The organism is Gluconacetobacter brunescens (assembly GCF_048695475.1).
In the GTDB taxonomy this organism is placed as follows: Bacteria; Pseudomonadota; Alphaproteobacteria; order Acetobacterales; family Acetobacteraceae; genus Gluconacetobacter.
Map to the genome: position 1 here is coordinate 361,495 of NZ_JBLHEN010000003.1, position 16,265 is coordinate 377,759.

Genomic DNA, 16,265 nt, shown 5'->3' on the forward strand with positions numbered 1-16,265 from the left:
CAAATCATCAGGGCCCCGGCGTCCGATTTGGACGCGGGGCCCTGGTTGCGGTGGCGACTTAGCGGCGCCACCAGCCGGTTCGGCGTGCCGGGGCGGGGGTGGCATCGTCGATGACGATTGGCTGCACCACCGGTCCGTCAGCCGTGGCGGCGGGAGTGCTGTCCGCCGTCTCGGCCTTGGGGGCCGCTTCGGCATCGGCAGCGGCCGTTTTCGTGGCCTTTGTCCGTGCCGGGGCCTTGCGAGCGCGCTTGGGTTTGGCGGAAGCCGGCGTGTCGCCCGTGTCGGCTGCTTCCACGGGGGCCGCTTCGACCGCCTCGACCTTGGCGGTCTTCGTGGTCTTGCGGGCCTTGGTCGCTGTCGTCGCGCGCGTTGCCGGCTTGCGGCCGGGCTTCTTCTTTTCAGGCGCTTCCTTCACGACTTCGGCAACCGCTTCCGGTGTCTCGGCCGGGGCCTCTTCGGCCACCTCCGCTACCGGCGCCGCGGCCTTGACCGTGCGTCGACGGCGGGTCCGGGTCGGCGTGGCGGCTGCCTCCGCCGCAGGCTCGGCGTTTTCGGCCGGTTCCTCATGGATTGCGACCGGAACAGGCTCTGCCGTCGCCTCGACCGTAGCGGGTTCAGTTGCCGACGGTTCGGCGTCTACGCTCTTGCGGGTGCGTGGGCTCCGACGGCGGCGCGCCTTGGGGGCTTCCTCGGCAGGTTCGGTTGCAGGCACGTTCTCGGGCGCTGCTTCCACCTCTGTTTCCACCACCACGGCCACCGGCACGGCTTCGGGCTCCGATACCGCCAGTGTCTCGGCGATATCGACAATCTCCGCCGGTTCGGGTTCGGGGGTCGGGCGCCGGGCAGGGAACACCGCTGGCATGCCGGCTTCGGTCGACTGTTCGATCACGTCGAAGATGTCGATGATGCCGTTGCCGAACGGGTTGGCCGGTGTCGGGCCGCGATACGGCGCCTCTGCTGCCTTGGGTTCGCGCCGGTCACGTCGACGGCGCGGGCGGTCACGGCCCTCCTCCTCGCGCTCCCGGGGGGGAGATGCTTCGGCAGCGGGTTCGATCGCCGTGACGACGGGCTCGGCCGTGTCTTCTTCCGACTCATCATCCTCGCCGCCGGCTTCGAGAAGAGCCGACTGCGGCGCGCCATCGGTGGCTCGCTCGCCGTTCCGGCGCCGCCGACGACGCCGGCGGCGCCGGCGATGGTCGGTACCGTCCTCGGCGCCTTCGGCAGCACGGGGGGCTTCCTCGACGGGTGCCGGGGCTTCGGCCTGGATCAGGATCTCGCGCACCACGGGGGCGGGCGCTTCGGTCTCGAGTTCGGCTTCGGCCTCGATCGGTTCGGGAAGAGCGGCCTGCGCTACCGGCTCGAACCGTTCGGTCTGCGGCCGCACGCGCTCGATGCGCAACTGAGGCGGCAGCAGAGAGGCATCGGGCGAGAACACCACGTGCATCTTGTGCCGCTTCTCGATCTCGTCGAGCCAGGCGCGTTTGTTGTTGAGGATATACAGCGCGATCTCGGCGGCCACATGGACCGTGATCTCGGCCGCGCGGCGGCGGGCGCCTTCTTCCTCGATCGCGCGCAGCACGTGCAAGGCCGCGCTTTCGGTGCCGCGGATAATGCCCGTGCCCTGGCAGTGCGGGCAGGGGGTGAAGCTCGATTCCGCGATCGACGGCCGCAGACGCTGCCGTGACATCTCCAGCAGCCCGAAATGCGAAATCGAGCCGACCTGGATTCGCGCGCGATCGGTCCGTAGCGCGTCCTTCAGCCGCCGCTCGACCATCGCATTGTGCTTGCGGCTTTCCATGTCGATGAAATCGATGACAATCAGGCCGGCGAGATCGCGCAGGCGCAACTGGCGGGCCACTTCCTCGGCGGCTTCCAGATTGGTGCGCAGCGCGGTTTCCTCGATATTGCGCTCGCGCGTCGACCGGCCCGAATTGACGTCGATCGCCACCAGGGCCTCGGCCTGGTTGATGACCAGATAGCCGCCCGAGCGCAACTGCACCGTCGGCGACAGCATCGAATCCAGCAGGCCCTCGACATTGAAATGGGAGAACAGCGGCTGGGCGCCGTCGCGCCAGCATTTCACCTTCGGTGCGCTCTGCGGCATCAGCATGCGCATGAAGTCGCGTGCCGATTTCCAGCCGGGCTCGCCATCCACCAGGATCTCGGTCACGTCGCGGGTATAGATGTCGCGGATCGCGCGCTTGATCAGGCTGGCTTCCTCATAGATCAGCGCGGGAGCCACCGAATTCATCGTCAGGTCGCGGATGTCGTCCCACAGCCGCAGCAGATATTCGCAGTCGCGCATGATCTCGGGCCGGGGACGCTGGGCGCCCGCCGTGCGCACGATCATGGCCATGCCGCGCGGGATCTGCAGTTCCGCGATCACGTCCTTCAGGCGCCGCCGGTCGGCGACCGAAGTGATCTTGCGCGAGACGCCGCCGCCACGCAGCGAATTGGGCATCAGCACGCAGTAGCGGCCGGCCAGCGAAATGTAGGTCGTGAGTGCCGCACCCTTGTTGCCGCGTTCCTCCTTGACGACCTGGACCAGCAGGACCTGACGGCGCCGGATCACTTCCTGGATCTTGTAGTTGCGCAGGAAACGGGCGATGCGGCGCTGCACCATGCTCTCGTCGCCGGTATCGGTCTCGCCGCCGACGGTTTCGGGCAGGGGTTCCGCCTCGCCTTCAGGGGCGTCCTCGGCCGGAGCGTCCGCCCTGGTCGGCGTGGCATCGGTGTCATCTTCAGCCTGCGTTTCTTCAGCGCGGGCTTCCTCTTCCTGAAGAGCCAGCAGCTTCTCACGATCCGCGACCGGAATCTGATAATAGTCGGGATGGATCTCGCTGAAGGCCAGGAAGCCGTGGCGGTTGCCGCCATATTCGACGAAGGCGGCCTGCAGGCTGGGTTCTACCCGGATCACCTTGGCCAGATAGATATTGCCTTTGAGCTGCTTCTTGGCCGAAGCCTCGACGTCGTAATCCTCGAGCCTGTTACCATCCATCACGACCACGCGGGTTTCTTCCGCGTGTGTCGTGTCGATCAGCATGCGCTTGGTCATTAAAAACGGAACTCCGGTATGCCCGCTCCTGCCGTCTGTCCGGCGTCCTCATGGGGGACGCGCCATTGCGACGGGGGGGAGGGGCAAAGATAGAAATTGGAGACAATTCGACGGATCCGGAAGCCGTTGCGGCGAAATCCGCGCAGATCATGCCCGCGCGCGTCCCATGTGACGTGCGCTGTACCGGGCTGTCTGCGAACGCGGATCGCGTGGCGTTCATCCATCCTCATCAGGCGGTGACGCGCACCTGCGCATGCGCGGTGCGGCGTCGGAATAAAGGGCATCGTCATCCTGCGCCGGCCTTGCGGTCGGGGCGGAGCGGCATCCGTGGTCCGTGGGTCACGGTGCGGCCTGCCGGATGGGCCCGATCCTGCCGGCCTGGCCGTTTCCCCGGCGCCAACCAGCGCGGACCCATCACGGTGCAAGCATGACCTAACTGAGGCCGCGCTGCAAGCACTGTCACAATCCGCTATATCAGCCTGACGATCAGCGTCAAAGATTCCTCGCAAGCCGTTGAAATGCAGACAAAGGGAGGAGAGGCTGCTATGGTCACGCGCAGGAATGGCCATAAGGGGCGGTTTCATGGATGCTGATCATTCCGAAGGGACGGTGGCCCGGCAGGTTCGGCGCGCGATCCTGTTGGCCACACTGGGTGCGGGACTGGTTGCGCGGGCAGGCGGTGCGGGGGCCGTGGCGCATCGGACGGCTGCGCGTGGAACGTCCGCCCGAAAGCACCCCCTGCATGCTCCGGCGATCGTGGGGCGGGCGGCGGCGCCCCTGCCGTTGATCATGCTCGATCCCGGCCATGGCGGGAAGGATCCTGGCGCGATCGGGGTGTCCGGCACCTACGAAAAGCATATCGCCGAGGCCGCCGCCGCCGAACTGCAACGGCAGTTGCTGGCCAGTGGCGCCTATCGCGTCGCGATGACCAGGGCTGACGACCGCTTCATCCCGCTGGAAGGGCGGGTGGAGATCGCGCATGCGCATAGTGCGTCACTGTTCATTTCGATGCATGCCGATGCGCTGACCGATCGTTCGGTACGTGGGGCCAGCGTGTATACGCTGTCGGGGCAGGCCTCCGACGCCCAGAGCGCGGCCCTGGCACGGACCGAGAACAGTGCCGATCGGTTCGGCGGCCCGCTTGTGCATGCCAATTCGCCTGAGGTTGCGGCGATCCTGGCCAGTCTGGTGACAGAGGAGACGCGGCGTGGGGCTGCCCATATGGCCAGCAGCGTGGTGGAGTCCTTCAGGCCCCGGATCGGCCTGCTGACCCATCCGGCACGTCACGCGGCATTCGTCGTGCTGAAATCAGCCGATATCCCGTCGGTGCTGGTCGAGATGGGATTCATGTCCAACCGGATGGACGAGGCAGCGCTCCGTCAGGCGGGGCATCGGATGATGGTCGCGGGCGCGATGAAGCAGGCGGTCGATCGCTATTTTGCCTCGGCCGGTGGAGTGACCCGTCTGACCGGGTGATGTTCGGCGTCGCAGGTCTTCCAGGATGCGGCCGATATGACGCCGGAACTGGCCGCGCGAAATATTCATGATGTGGTGGCATTGTGACCCGGCTGAGACGTCAGGCGGGTCGCAAGCCTTTTGGGTTGCAATCGATGGCTCAGTCTGTATGGTGCCGCTCATGAAAACGGCGATCACCATGACGGCACGGCTGTCCGGCGCAAATGCGCCGTTGGTATCGCACGCCCATGCCCGGGCTGGCCTTCTCCTTACCCTTCGACTTATCTGCCCCTGAGCGTTCAGGGTCGGCATGATGCCGGCGCGCCCAGGGGGAGACGGCGGGAGCAATCCCGCATGCGAGGAGGCAACGCCCAGAGGGCGTTTGCAGGCGAACATTCCGGACCTGTCCGAGGTATTTCATGACAATCCACCATCCGTCCTTCGGCCGTATTGACGACGACCGGGTCATCATCTTCGACACGACCCTGCGCGACGGCGAACAATCCCCCGGCTTCTCGATGAATCTGGCCGAAAAGCTCCGGATGGCGGAAGCCTTGGCCGAACTGGGCGTCGATGTGATCGAGGCCGGCTTTCCGGTGGCGTCGAAGGGCGATTTCGAGAGCGTGCATCAGATCGCGTCCACCATCCATGGCCCGGTGATCTGCGCCCTGGCCCGCAGCGGCGGCAAGAACGACATCGTCAGCGCGGGCGAGGCCATCCGCCCCGCTGAACGCGGCCGCATCCATAATTTCATCTCCACCTCGCCGCTGCACATGAAGTACAAGCTGCGGATGGAGCCCGAGACGGTGCTGGAACTGATTGTCGCGGGCAACAAGGCGGCGCGTCAGTTCACGGACGATGTCGAATGGTCGGCCGAGGACGGATCGCGTACCGACCCGGATTTCCTGTGTCGCTGTGTCGAGGCCGCGATCAAGGCCGGAGCGACTACGATCAACATCCCCGATACTGTGGGTTATGCAACGCCGGAAGATATGGCTCGGATCTTCGCTGACCTGAAGGCTCGCGTTCCGGGTGCGGACACGGTGATTTTCTCGGCCCATAATCATAATGATCTGGGCCTGGGCGTGGCCAACACCATCGCCGCGCTGGCGGCCGGTGCGCGGCAGATCGAATGCACGATCAACGGCATCGGCGAGCGCGCGGGCAATGCCGCGCTGGAAGAAATCGTGATGGCGCTGCGGACGCGCCAGGATGTGCTGCCCTACAAGACGGGCATCCGGACGCAGAACCTGCTGCGGACCTCGCGGATGCTGGCGACAATCACCGGGTTCGACGTGCAGCCCAACAAGGCGATCGTCGGACGCAATGCCTTCGCGCATGAAAGCGGCATCCATCAGGATGGCGTGCTGAAGAACGCCGCCACCTACGAGATCATGACCCCCGAGAGCGTGGGCTGGACCCGGTCGTCGCTGGTGCTGGGCAAGCATTCGGGCCGCGCGGCTTTCCGCGACAAGCTGAAGGCCATGGGTTATGGCGAGATGGACGAAGCGCATCTGAACGATGCCTTCGCACGCTTCAAGGATCTGGCCGACCGCAAGAAGGTCGTCTACGACGAGGATCTGGTGGCTCTGGTGGATGACGAAGCGCGCGATCATGCCCGCATTCGCTTTGTTGCGCTGGATATCGAGGCCGGATCCCGCCGTCCGGCCCGCGCGGAACTGACGCTGGAAATCGACGGCGAGACCCGCAGTGCCGAGGCGAACGGGCAGGGGCCGGTTGATGCGGCCTTCAACGCCGTGCGGGCGATCTTCCCGCACGACGCCAGCTTGCAGCTCTATTCTGTCGGGGCGGTGACCGAGGGGAGCGATGCCCAGGCGCGCACGACCGTTCGGCTGGAAGAGGGCGGCAAACTGGTTGATGGCCAGGGGGCGGACAGCGATACGCTGGTTTCGGCGGTAAGGGCCTATGTGCATGCGCTGAACAAGTTGCTGGTCAAGCGCGCCCGGACCGAGCCCGAGGCCCTGAGCGTGACCGCCTGATGGCTGGTATCGCGGATTGAGCGGACAGGCGGGCCCTCCCTCGGGAAGGCCCGTTTTTTATGCCGGTTCCCTGTCCATGCCGGGTCAGTAGTCGTAATAGCCCGCAGGTGGCGGCGGGGGCGGAGGCGGCGGATAGCCGGGCGGCGGATAGGATGGCTGCCCGTATGGTCCGTACTGTCCGTAGGCGGGGGCCGCGTATCCCTGCTGCGGATAATAATATTGTCGCGGCCGGTTCGGCGTGGTGGCGGCACCGGTTGCCGCGCCGACCGCGCCACCGGCCAGCGCACCGATCGCGGCCCCGGGCCCACCGCCAGCCAGTGCGCCGATCGCTGCGCCGCCGCCTGCGCCGATCAGGCCGCCGCCGAGCGCACGCTGGCCGGGATCATATGGATTGCTGCACGCCGCAAGCGACAGGGCCAGGACGCCCAATGTCAGGAAACCGGTCTTGCGGACGGAGGCGCGGGTTGAAGGGGCGGGAGTGCGGGAAGGGCTCATGGAATTCTCATGGTTTAAGGACCATACGGGGCCACGGGTATCACAGGGCGCGCCGGGTCGCGCGCGCTCTCTCTATCGTCGGTAGATGGAGAGAGGAAGCAGTGTCGCCAGCGGATTAGAAATCCGGCTCAATATCTACGCCGGGACGGGGGATTGGGCGTGGTGGCCGCCCCTGTGGCGGCACCGACCGCGCCGCCGCCGAGGGCGCCGATGAGGGCGCCGCTTCCACCGCCCGCAAGCCCGCCGATCGCGGCGCCGCCACCCGCGCCGATCAGTGCGCCCGTTCCGGCACGCGCACCGGGATCGTATGGATTGCCGCAACCCGCCAGCGCCAGAAGTCCTGCGCCGAGTAGGGCTGTCCTGGTAAGGAGAGAGGCTTGGGTCCGGATCGTCATGATCGTCTTCCTTGTCGAAAGGGCGCGCTATTCGCCAGCTACGGGGTATCGTCTTCCGGTGCTTTGAGTTTCCATGCAGGTCATGTGCGTGACGGGGCGTTCCGGTGGCGAAAAAAAGGCGGCCGATGCTTTTTCGCCGGCTGTTTCCCGCTGGGGGGAATGGCGGCCTGAACGGGATATGGGAACGGGCCGTCTCTTTTTCATGGCCGGGAGAGGGTGACGGACTGAAAAGCACGAATTAATGTGACTGGGCCTTGCCCGTGTTCTGTAGCCCCGGTAAGCCCTCGGCCTGATCCGATTGATTGGGGGGCGTCGCGACGGACTGCTGTTCGGCAGGTCGTGTGTCGCTCATTTCGGATCATGTGCCGCCGTGTTGTGCTTGTTTGTCGGGAGTTCTGGATGTTTGCTCGTCTGCTGGGTCTATTGTCGGCCGATATGGCCATCGACCTCGGCACGGCCAATACCCTTGTCTATGTCAAGGGACGCGGCGTTGTCCTGAACGAACCGTCGGTGGTTGCCATCGCCGATGTGCGCGGCAAAAAGCAGGTGCTGGCGGTCGGCGAGGAAGCCAAGCAAATGGTCGGGCGCACGCCGGGCAATATCACGGCGATTCGGCCCCTGCGCGACGGTGTGATTGCCGATTTCGAGGTCGCGGAGGAAATGATCAAGCATTTCATCCGCAAGGTGCATAACCGACGGATGTTCGCCAGCCCGTTGATCATCGTCTGCGTGCCGTCCGGTTCCACGGCCGTCGAGCGACGGGCGATCCAGGAAAGTGCGGAGAGCGCTGGCGCGCGCAAGGTGTTCCTGATCGAGGAACCGATGGCTGCGGCGATCGGTGCCGGCCTGCCGGTGACCGAGCCTTCGGGCAGCATGATCGTCGATATCGGTGGTGGCACCACAGAGGTTGCCGTGATCTCGCTGGGTGGAATTGTCTATGCGCGTTCCGCCCGCGTCGGCGGTGACAAGATGGACGAGGCTATTATCTCCTACATCCGGCGCAATCATAATCTGCTGATCGGCGAAAGCTCGGCCGAGCGCATCAAGATTGAGCTGGGTTCGGCCTTGCCGCCCGACGACCCAAACGATGATGGTGGCTGGCGCGAGGTCAAGGGACGCGACCTGATCAACGGTGTACCGCGCGAGGTGGTGGTGTCGCAGGCGCAGATTGCCGAAAGCCTGGCCGAGCCCGTCAGCCAGATCGTCGACGCGGTGACGACGGCGCTGGAGAACACGCCGCCTGAATTGTCGGCGGATATCGTGGACAAGGGCATCGTCCTGACCGGCGGCGGCGCGTTGCTTTATCGTCTGGACGACGTGCTGCGCCGGGCCACCGGCCTGCCGGTCACGGTCGGTGAGGATGCGCTCTCCTGCGTGGCGCTGGGGACTGGACGCGCCCTGGAAGAGATGAAACGTTTGAAGAATGTCCTGACCAGCATGTACTGACGGCGGGCGGAACGCGGGGGGCCGAGGCGATGGACGTCCGGCATAATGAGGGGTGTGACTGGCGCGGGTACGCACGAAGCCCGGCGAATCCGTCGTGATTCCGCTGTCCATCACCTTGCGTCAGGCGCTGGAGCGGCTGGTTCTTCCGATTCTGATCGTTGCGGCGCTGGGGATCATCCTGCTGGGGCAGGCGGATCGCAGCCTTACCGAACGGGTGCGGATGGGGCTGGCCGATATCCTGGCCCCCGCGTACGGGCTGGTTGTCTGGCCGCAGGAACAGGCGCGCACTCTGCTGGGTCGTATGCGCGACATGGGCCGGATCGAGGCCGAAAATCAGCGCCTGCGTGCGGAAAATGCCAATCTCCGGCATTGGTATGATGTCGCGGCCGCACTGGCGGATGAAAACGCGGCCCTGAAGGCCAACCTGCACTGGATGCCCGATCCGTCGCCCTCCTTCGTGACCGGTCGGGTCGTTCGTGATACCAGCGGCCTGTATGCGCGCAGCGTGCTGGTGGCAGCCAATGTCGATGCCGGAATCCATAAGGACGAGATCGTGCTCGATGGTTCCGGCCTGGCGGGGCGCGTGACCGAGATCGGCAGCCGGTCGGTGCGTGTCCTGCTGATCACCGATGCGTCCAGCCGCATACCGGTCAGACTGGAAGTCAGTCACGGGGCCGCTATAATGGCCGGTGATAATTCGGGTACGCCTCGCCTTATCTACTACCCCCAGGACAATCCCCCTATCGAGGGAGAGCGCGTCGTCACCAATGGCGAGATCGACACAATGCCTCCGGGTCTGCCCGTCGGGCAGATCCATTATGTTCGTCCAGGCCAGCCGGTCGTTATTCCCTTCGCGTCACTGGGGCATCTCGACATCGTCCGGGTCTTCGATTATGGGCGCTCCGCTGTCATTCCCCCCGATGCGCCGGGGCGGATTCCGGTGCGGCGCCCGGCCGACTCCCTCTCACTCCCCTTTCCCTCCCCACTCGGCCGTGGATGAGAGTGTGCATGGATGACGCCCGACCAGGCTCCAGAGTTCCAACCAGGCATCCAGCCCCGGCCCAGCCTGTGGCGGCGGCTGGACATGCTGTCACGTCGCGGCCTGCCGGCCGCGCTGACGGCGGTGGCCGTCCTGCTGCTATCCGCACCATTCGGCCTGCCCGGGCAGGCCGAACTGCTGCCGGGCATCCTGCTGTCGTCGGTTTTCTTCTGGTCGGTGTTCCGGCCGGCCTCGATGCCGTCGCCCATCGTATTCCTGCTGGGAATGTTGGTCGATCTGCTGGGGTTCGGGCCGCCGGGTGTGGTGCTTCTGGTGGTGCTGCTCGTGCATGGGGTGGCGCTGTCGGGCCGTTATGGCTTTTCGCGGGCGCATATCCTCGTGCTGTGGCTGGTGTTCGGCGGGGTATCGCTGGGGGCGACGGCTTTGCAATGGGCGTTGATCTCCGCACTGTCGCTGCATCTGGTGCCGGTGATCGCCTTTGCATTTCAGTGGGTGCTCGGGGTGGGCCTGTTTCCGCTTCTCTGCGTGATGTTCAGTACTCTGGGGCGTTCGATCGCCAACCCGGATCGGGCCTGATGGCGGTTTCCGATTTTGTCCGGGTCTGGATGGGCTGATGATCGGGCGGCGCAAAACCTTGCAGCGTCTGATGTCGCGGCCCGATGCCGATACGCCGTCGCGTGGGGTCTTTACGCGACGCGCCCTGGTCGTGCTGGGGGCCCAGATGGCGGCTTTCGGCCTGCTGGGGCAGCGCCTCTATGGGTTGCAGGTCCTGGAGGGCGATCATTTCGCCCGCATGGCCGAGAATAATCGCGTCAGCCGCCGCCTGATTGCCCCGCCGCGCGGGCGCGTGGTCGACCGGTTCGGGATTGCCGTGGCCTCGAACAAAGTCAATTGGCGCGCCCTGCTGCTACCCGAGGAAACCAGCGACATTCCGGGCACGCTGGATCGCTTTTCCGCCCTCGTGCCGATCGAGGCCAGGGACAGGGCGCGCATCGAGCGGGAGATCCGGCACAAGCGGCGTTTCATTCCTGTCATGCTGCACGATTTCCTGTCGTGGGACGACATGGCGCGGATCGAGTTGAACGCGCCCTCGCTCCCGGGCGTGCTGATCGATGTCGGGACCACCCGGAATTATCCGTTCGGGCCGCTGATGGCGCATGTGGTGGGCTATGTCGCCCCGCCGGGCGACAAGGACGTAGCGCAGGACCAGACGTTGGCGCTCCCCGGCATGCGAGTGGGGCGCTCCGGCATCGAACAGACGCAGGACGGGCTGCTGCGCGGCCAGGTCGGTGCGGTGGAAGTGGAGGTCAACGCGGTCGGGCGCCTGATGTCCGAACTGTCGCGGGATGAGGGGCAGCCGGGCGACGAAATCACCCTGACCATCGATTCGGGCTTGCAGCAGGCGGTGCTGGGGCGGATTGCCGACCAGTCGGCCAGCGCGGTGGTGATGGATTGCCGCAATGGCGAAGTGCTGGCCATGGTCAGCAACCCCTCGTTCGACCCGTCGTTGTTCGACAGCGGGGTGAGTCAGACGCAATGGCAGGAATGGGCCACCGACCCGCGCACGCCCCTGATCAACAAGGCGGTGGCCGGCGTTTATCCGCCGGGCTCGACCTTTAAGCCGGCGGTGGCGATGGCGGCGTTGAAAACCGGCACCCTGTCGCCGACCGATCGGATCTTCTGCCCCGGCTATCTCGATGTTGGCGGGACGCGGTTCCATTGCTGGTCGCGTTATGGTCACGGCTCGCTGACCCTCAAGGAAGGGCTGAAATTCTCCTGCGACGTGTTCTTCTATGAAGTGGCGCGGCGGACCGGGATGGATGCGATTGCTGCCGCGTCGCACAGTTTTGGGTTGGGCACGAACCTGGATATCGAGTTGCCGCATACCCGTCCCGGCCTGATCCCGACGCCGGAATGGCGACGGGCGCACGGCCAGCACTGGAATGGCGGCGATACGATCGTCAGCGGCATCGGTCAGGGATTCGTGCAGGTGACGCCGCTCCAGCTTGCGACCTATGTCTCGCGGATCGCCAGCGGACGGGCGGTACAGCCGCATCTGGTGCGCGCGGTCTCCGGCCGATTGAGCGACGGTGCCGATAGTGGCCATTGGCCGGCGCTGGACATGCCGGAACCTTTCCTGAACCAGCTGCGGGCCGGCATGTACGCCGTGGTCAACGAGGAGCACGGCACCGCTCCCAAGGCGCGCCTGGATATTCCTGGGGTGCAGATGGCTGGCAAGACCGGTTCGGCACAGGTGCGCCACGTCTCGCGGGCCCTGCGCGAGAGCGGGCATTTCGATTCGTCTTCGCTGCCGTGGGAATACCGGCCCCATGCGTTGTTCATCTGTTTCGCACCCTATGACGCGCCGCGCTATGCGGCAGCGGTTGTGGTGGAGCATGGCAATGCGGGCGCTGCGGTTGCTGCCCCGCTGGCGCGCGATATCATGACTGATACGCTGACCCGCGACCCGTCGAACCGTAAGGAACCGCCGGGCCAGGTGGTCGCGGAAGTCGAGGACTTCGGCTAGAGCATTTCCACCGAACACAGGTTCGGTAGAAATGCTCTAGTTTATTGTTTTTACGAGCATCTTCACCTGTTCGAACGCACACGTTCAAACAGGATCTGCTCTAGCCATATCCACGAGGCTCTGGACATGGGGGAACCGGGCGCGCATGTGTGGCCGCCGTCCGCGCGGCATCGCGGGCATGACGCGGGATCGAGAGCATGAATTTCCAGAAACGGCTTCTGCGCGCCGAACCCAATTTCCGCATTCTGGCCAAGCTGTGGCAGGTCAACTGGCTGTATGTGCTGCTGATCTGCGCATTGGCCATGGTGGGGTACTGCGCGCTTTATTCCGCTGCCGGCGGGTCGTCGCGCCCGTTCGCGGGACCGCAGACCATCCGCTTTGCCATTGGGTTGGTGATGATGGTCTGCGTGGCGCTGATGAGCCCCCGTGTGCTGACGCGGTTGGCCTGGCCGCTCTATGGTTTTTCGCTGGTGCTGCTGGTTGCTGTGCTGCGCATGGGGCATGTCGGCAAGGGGGCGGAGCGATGGCTTGTTATCGGCGGCGTGCAGCTCCAGCCGTCGGAACTGGCCAAGATCGCGCTGGTGCTGGTGCTGGCGACCTGGTTCCATCGTGTCAGCTACCGGCGCATGGTCAATCCGCTGTATCTGCTGCCGCCGGCTGCCATGGTGCTGGTGCCGGTGGGACTGGTGCTGAAGGAACCCAATCTGGGTACCGCCGTGATCATTGGCGTGGTGGGTGCCACGATCTTCTTCGGCGCCGGAATGCGGCTGTGGCAGATCGCGCTGCTGCTGCTGCCGCTGCCTTTTCTGGGCAAGCTCGCTTACAGCCATCTGCACGATTATCAGAAGGCACGTATCACGACCTTCCTCAACCCCGAGAGCGATCCGCTGGGGGCGGGTTACAACATCATTCAGTCGAAGATTGCGCTCGGCTCGGGGGGCATGTGGGGGCAGGGTTATCTGCACGGCACGCAAGGCCAGTTGAACTTCCTGCCTGAAAAACAGACGGACTTCATCTTCACCATGATCGCCGAGGAATGGGGCTATGTCGGCGGGATTACAGTAATCGGGCTGCTGATGCTGATGGTGATCGGCGGCATGATGATTGCCATGCGAAGCCGCAACCAGTTCGGGCGGTTGCTGGGGCTGGGAATCGCGACCAATTTCTTCCTGTATTGCGCGGTCAACCTGTCGATGGTGATGGGAACGATCCCGGTCGGTGGCGTGCCGTTGCCGCTGATTTCGTATGGGGGTTCGGCCATGCTGACGGTGATGTTCGGCTTCGGTCTGCTGATGTCCGCCTGGGTGCATCGCAACGACAATTTCGGCGAGGGCGGGGATCGGACGTGACCGGGCTGCGGCCGGTTGATGCAGCGACCGCGCTTGCCTATCGGCGCAGCCTGTATCGAGCGGGCGGGATTGCGGTGCGGGTCGGGCAACGCCCGCTGCCGGATGATCCCGGGGGGCCCGCATGGTGGCGGCGGGGAGATGTGATCTTTATCAGTGCCGCCAATCCGGGTGGCCGTCGCCGGCCGGATGGCTGGAATCGTCGTCGGATGCGGGCACTGGCTGGCTGGCTCGCGGGATGCGAAATCCATGAAGGCGAGGGCAGGCTGGGGCAGTGGGCGGAGCCGCTCTTCGCCGTGCGCATGCCGTTGGCACGCGGGCGGGTGATTGCCCGGCGTTTTGGGCAGAATGCTGTTCTGCTCGTGCGGGGTGGAGGCCCCGGACGATTGGTGTTTCTTGAGGGATATCGGTGAAGCCGTTCTTTTCCTGAAGAAAAAGAACGGAAAGACCCCACCCGGCGACGCGGCCGGGTGGGGAGCGGTTCAGCCCTCGATCTGGCTGAAATCCGCGATCAGCACTGTCATGCGCCGCAGCTCCGCCAGCAGGCGCAGCCGGTTCAGGCGTAGGTCGGTGCGGTCGGCATTGACCGTAACGGCTTCGAAGAACCGGTCCAGCACCGGACGCAGGCGGGCGGCCTCGCGCATTGCGTCCGTATAGCGTTCACTGGCGATCGCGGCCTCGACGGCGGGAATGACGTCCAGAAGCATGTTGGCCAGTTCGCGTTCCTCGGGCTGCTCGTACAGCGCCGGGTCGGGCGTGCCGTCATGCGGGCCGTCCTTGCGGTCTTCGATCCGCAGGATGTTGGCCGCGCGCTTGGTGGCCGCCAGCAGGTTTCGCCCGTCATCGGTGGCCAGCATGGCGGCCAGCGCGTCGGTGCGGGCCAGCAGGCGGGTGATGTCGCTGTCCTCGTTGCCGCTGGAAATCGCAGCCAGGATGTCGTGCCGGGCGCCCTCGGCGCGCAGTTGCACGCGCAGACGCTCGGCGACGAAACCGGGCAGAAGGGCCAGGTCGGGTACGTCGCGCAGGGGCTCGGGCAGGGCATCGGCCGCCAGAACGAACAGCCGGACCAGATCCAGCCGCAGCGCGTTCTCGCGGATGATGCGGATGATGCCCAGGGCGGCGCGGCGGAGCGCGTAGGGATCGCCCGAACCGCCGGGCTTCTCGCCTGCGGCGAAGAAGGCGGTCAGGCTGTCGATCTTGTCGGCCAGTGCCACTGCGATCGAGACCGGTGCTGTCGGCACACCGTCATTCTGGCCGCGCGGCATGTAATGCTCGGCGATGGCGGTGGCGACGCTGGCGGGCTCGCCATCATGCCGGGCGTAGTACGAGCCCATCACGCCCTGAAGCTCGGGGAACTCGCCCACCATGCCGGTGGTCAGGTCGGCCTTGGCCAGCAGCGCGGCGCGTTCGGCTTCGGCGACCGGGGCGCCCACCATTGGAGCCAGCAGGCCGGCCAGACGGACGATGCGTTGCACGCGCTCGCCCTGGCTACCCAGGGCGGCGTGGAAGACGATGGCATCCAGCGCCGCGACCCGGCCGGCCAGGGGGCGGGCGCGGTCCAGGTCCCAGAAATGGCGGGCGTCGGCGAAGCGCGCGCGCAGCACCCGTTCGTTGCCTGCGATGGTCAGTGCACCGCCGTCCGTCGGCTGAAGATTGGCGACGAAGGCGAAGCGCGGGGCGGGGGAGCCGTCATCACGGACCAAGGCGAAATAGCGCTGGTTGACGCGCATCGACACCTGCATGACCTCGGGCGGCAGGTCCATGAAGGTGTCGTCGATCCGGCCCAGGAAGGGCACCGGCCATTCGGTCAGGCCCGCGACTTCATCCACCAGACCCGGATCGGCGACGATGCGCAGCCCTTCCTCGGCGGCCAGGCGGGCGGTGCCTTCCTCGATCAGCGCGCGGCGTTCCGCCGCATCGACCAGAACCTGCCGGGCGCGCAGGCTCTCGCGCCAATCGGCGGGGCCGGTCACGGCGAAGGCGCCGGGCGCGGTGAAGCGGTGGCCCTCGGTCAGCCGGTCGGCGCGCAGGCCGTGGCCGTCATCCTCGCCGTCCGCCAGGGTGACATCGACGACCTCGCCATCCAGCAGGCACAGGATGCGGCGCAAAGGCCGGACCCAGGTAAAGGCGCTGCCCTCGCCCCAGCGCATGGATTTGGGCCAGGGGAAACGCCGCAGGAGAGGCGGCAGAATCTCGGCGATGCGAGTTGCAGCCTCGACCGGCGGGACCGTGCGGTTCAGCACCCAGAAACCGTTCTCCAGCACCAGATCGTCCTGGGTGACGCCGTGCTTGCGGGTGAAGCCGGCCAATGCCTTCTCGGGCGCGCCTTCGCGCGGGCCGCGTTCGGCGATGGTGGTGCCCGGTACCGTGCCGTCCAGGGTCAGCGTCAGGGCAATGCGGCGCGGGCCGGCGAAGGCGGTGGCATCGCGCGGGTTCAGCGGTGCCAGGGCCTCGGTCACCAGCCGCAGCAGGTCGTCCGCCCCGCGCGACTGCATGCGCGCGGGGATTTCCTCGGAGAACAGTTCGAGCAGAAATTCGGGCATGAC

12 protein-coding genes are annotated in these 16,265 nt (G+C 65.9%); 8 read left to right on the plus strand and 4 right to left on the minus strand.

Annotated features, from left to right (window positions below):
* Window positions 1–58: 58 nt before the first annotated feature.
* Complete coding sequence (locus ACMAUO_RS19775; protein ID WP_420358610.1) at window positions 59–3,055, minus strand: Rne/Rng family ribonuclease; 2,997 nt, start codon at window positions 3,053–3,055, stop codon at window positions 59–61.
* A 582-nt stretch (window positions 3,056–3,637) separates the two neighbouring features.
* Between ACMAUO_RS19775 and ACMAUO_RS19780 the strand changes: the two genes are divergently transcribed.
* A complete protein-coding gene (locus ACMAUO_RS19780; protein ID WP_420358611.1) occupies window positions 3,638–4,531 on the plus strand; it encodes an N-acetylmuramoyl-L-alanine amidase family protein in 894 nt (297 codons plus the stop codon).
* 398 nt (window positions 4,532–4,929) lie between these two features.
* Window positions 4,930–6,510 carry a 2-isopropylmalate synthase gene (locus ACMAUO_RS19785; protein WP_420358612.1) on the plus strand — a complete coding sequence of 527 codons (1,581 nt, stop codon included), beginning with the start codon at window positions 4,930–4,932 and terminating at the stop codon, window positions 6,508–6,510.
* Between the two features lie 84 nt (window positions 6,511–6,594).
* Here ACMAUO_RS19785 and ACMAUO_RS19790 read toward each other — a convergent pair whose 3' ends face one another.
* On the minus strand, window positions 6,595–7,005 hold the full coding sequence (locus ACMAUO_RS19790) for a YMGG-like glycine zipper-containing protein (protein WP_420358613.1): 411 nt from the start codon (window positions 7,003–7,005) through the stop codon (window positions 6,595–6,597).
* A 128-nt stretch (window positions 7,006–7,133) separates the two neighbouring features.
* A complete protein-coding gene (locus tag ACMAUO_RS19795) occupies window positions 7,134–7,400 on the minus strand; it encodes a YMGG-like glycine zipper-containing protein (RefSeq protein ID WP_420358614.1) in 267 nt (88 codons plus the stop codon).
* A gap of 399 nt (window positions 7,401–7,799) precedes the next feature.
* On the opposite strand from ACMAUO_RS19795, the gene ACMAUO_RS19800 reads away from it, so the two are divergent.
* From ACMAUO_RS19800 to ACMAUO_RS19825, 6 genes are all read left to right on the plus strand, one after another.
* Window positions 7,800–8,846, plus strand: coding sequence for a rod shape-determining protein (locus tag ACMAUO_RS19800; RefSeq protein ID WP_420358615.1), 1,047 nt, complete (start codon window positions 7,800–7,802; stop codon window positions 8,844–8,846).
* A gap of 94 nt (window positions 8,847–8,940) precedes the next feature.
* Window positions 8,941–9,846, plus strand: coding sequence for a rod shape-determining protein MreC (gene mreC / locus ACMAUO_RS19805; protein ID WP_420358616.1), 906 nt, complete (start codon window positions 8,941–8,943; stop codon window positions 9,844–9,846).
* A 12-nt stretch (window positions 9,847–9,858) separates the two neighbouring features.
* Window positions 9,859–10,422: a hypothetical protein gene (locus tag ACMAUO_RS19810; RefSeq protein ID WP_420358617.1), complete on the plus strand. Its 564-nt coding sequence runs from the start codon at window positions 9,859–9,861 to the stop codon at window positions 10,420–10,422.
* A 37-nt stretch (window positions 10,423–10,459) separates the two neighbouring features.
* Window positions 10,460–12,373: a penicillin-binding protein 2 gene (gene mrdA / locus ACMAUO_RS19815; protein ID WP_420358618.1), complete on the plus strand. Its 1,914-nt coding sequence runs from the start codon at window positions 10,460–10,462 to the stop codon at window positions 12,371–12,373.
* 197 nt (window positions 12,374–12,570) lie between these two features.
* On the plus strand, window positions 12,571–13,722 hold the full coding sequence (rodA, locus tag ACMAUO_RS19820) for a rod shape-determining protein RodA (protein ID WP_420358619.1): 1,152 nt from the start codon (window positions 12,571–12,573) through the stop codon (window positions 13,720–13,722).
* Window positions 13,719–14,132 (plus strand): DUF3293 domain-containing protein, encoded by a 414-nt coding sequence (locus tag ACMAUO_RS19825; RefSeq protein WP_420358620.1) that lies wholly within the window; start codon window positions 13,719–13,721, stop codon window positions 14,130–14,132. Before rodA ends, ACMAUO_RS19825 begins: the two co-directional genes overlap by 4 nt.
* Before the next feature lie 69 nt (window positions 14,133–14,201).
* Here the strand turns inward: ACMAUO_RS19825 and glyS are convergent, their stop codons facing one another.
* A complete protein-coding gene (gene glyS, locus ACMAUO_RS19830) occupies window positions 14,202–16,262 on the minus strand; it encodes a glycine--tRNA ligase subunit beta (RefSeq protein WP_420358621.1) in 2,061 nt (686 codons plus the stop codon).
* Window positions 16,263–16,265: the final 3 nt, after the last annotated feature.

Bases quoted from the DNA above. Each gene is read 5' to 3' on its own strand.
- ACMAUO_RS19780 (WP_420358611.1), top strand. From the start codon at position 3,638: ATGGATGCTGATCATTCCGAAGGGACGGTGGCCCGGCAGGTTCGGCGC.
- mrdA (WP_420358618.1), top strand. From the start codon at position 10,460: ATGATCGGGCGGCGCAAAACCTTGCAGCGTCTGATGTCGCGGCCCGAT.
- rodA (WP_420358619.1), top strand. From the start codon at position 12,571: ATGAATTTCCAGAAACGGCTTCTGCGCGCCGAACCCAATTTCCGCATT.
- ACMAUO_RS19775 (WP_420358610.1), bottom strand. From the start codon at position 3,055: ATGACCAAGCGCATGCTGATCGACACGACACACGCGGAAGAAACCCGC.
- ACMAUO_RS19800 (WP_420358615.1), top strand. From the start codon at position 7,800: ATGTTTGCTCGTCTGCTGGGTCTATTGTCGGCCGATATGGCCATCGAC.
- ACMAUO_RS19795 (WP_420358614.1), bottom strand. From the start codon at position 7,400: ATGACGATCCGGACCCAAGCCTCTCTCCTTACCAGGACAGCCCTACTC.
- ACMAUO_RS19810 (WP_420358617.1), top strand. From the start codon at position 9,859: ATGACGCCCGACCAGGCTCCAGAGTTCCAACCAGGCATCCAGCCCCGG.
- glyS (WP_420358621.1), bottom strand. From the start codon at position 16,262: ATGCCCGAATTTCTGCTCGAACTGTTCTCCGAGGAAATCCCCGCGCGC.
- ACMAUO_RS19790 (WP_420358613.1), bottom strand. From the start codon at position 7,005: ATGAGCCCTTCCCGCACTCCCGCCCCTTCAACCCGCGCCTCCGTCCGC.
- ACMAUO_RS19785 (WP_420358612.1), top strand. From the start codon at position 4,930: ATGACAATCCACCATCCGTCCTTCGGCCGTATTGACGACGACCGGGTC.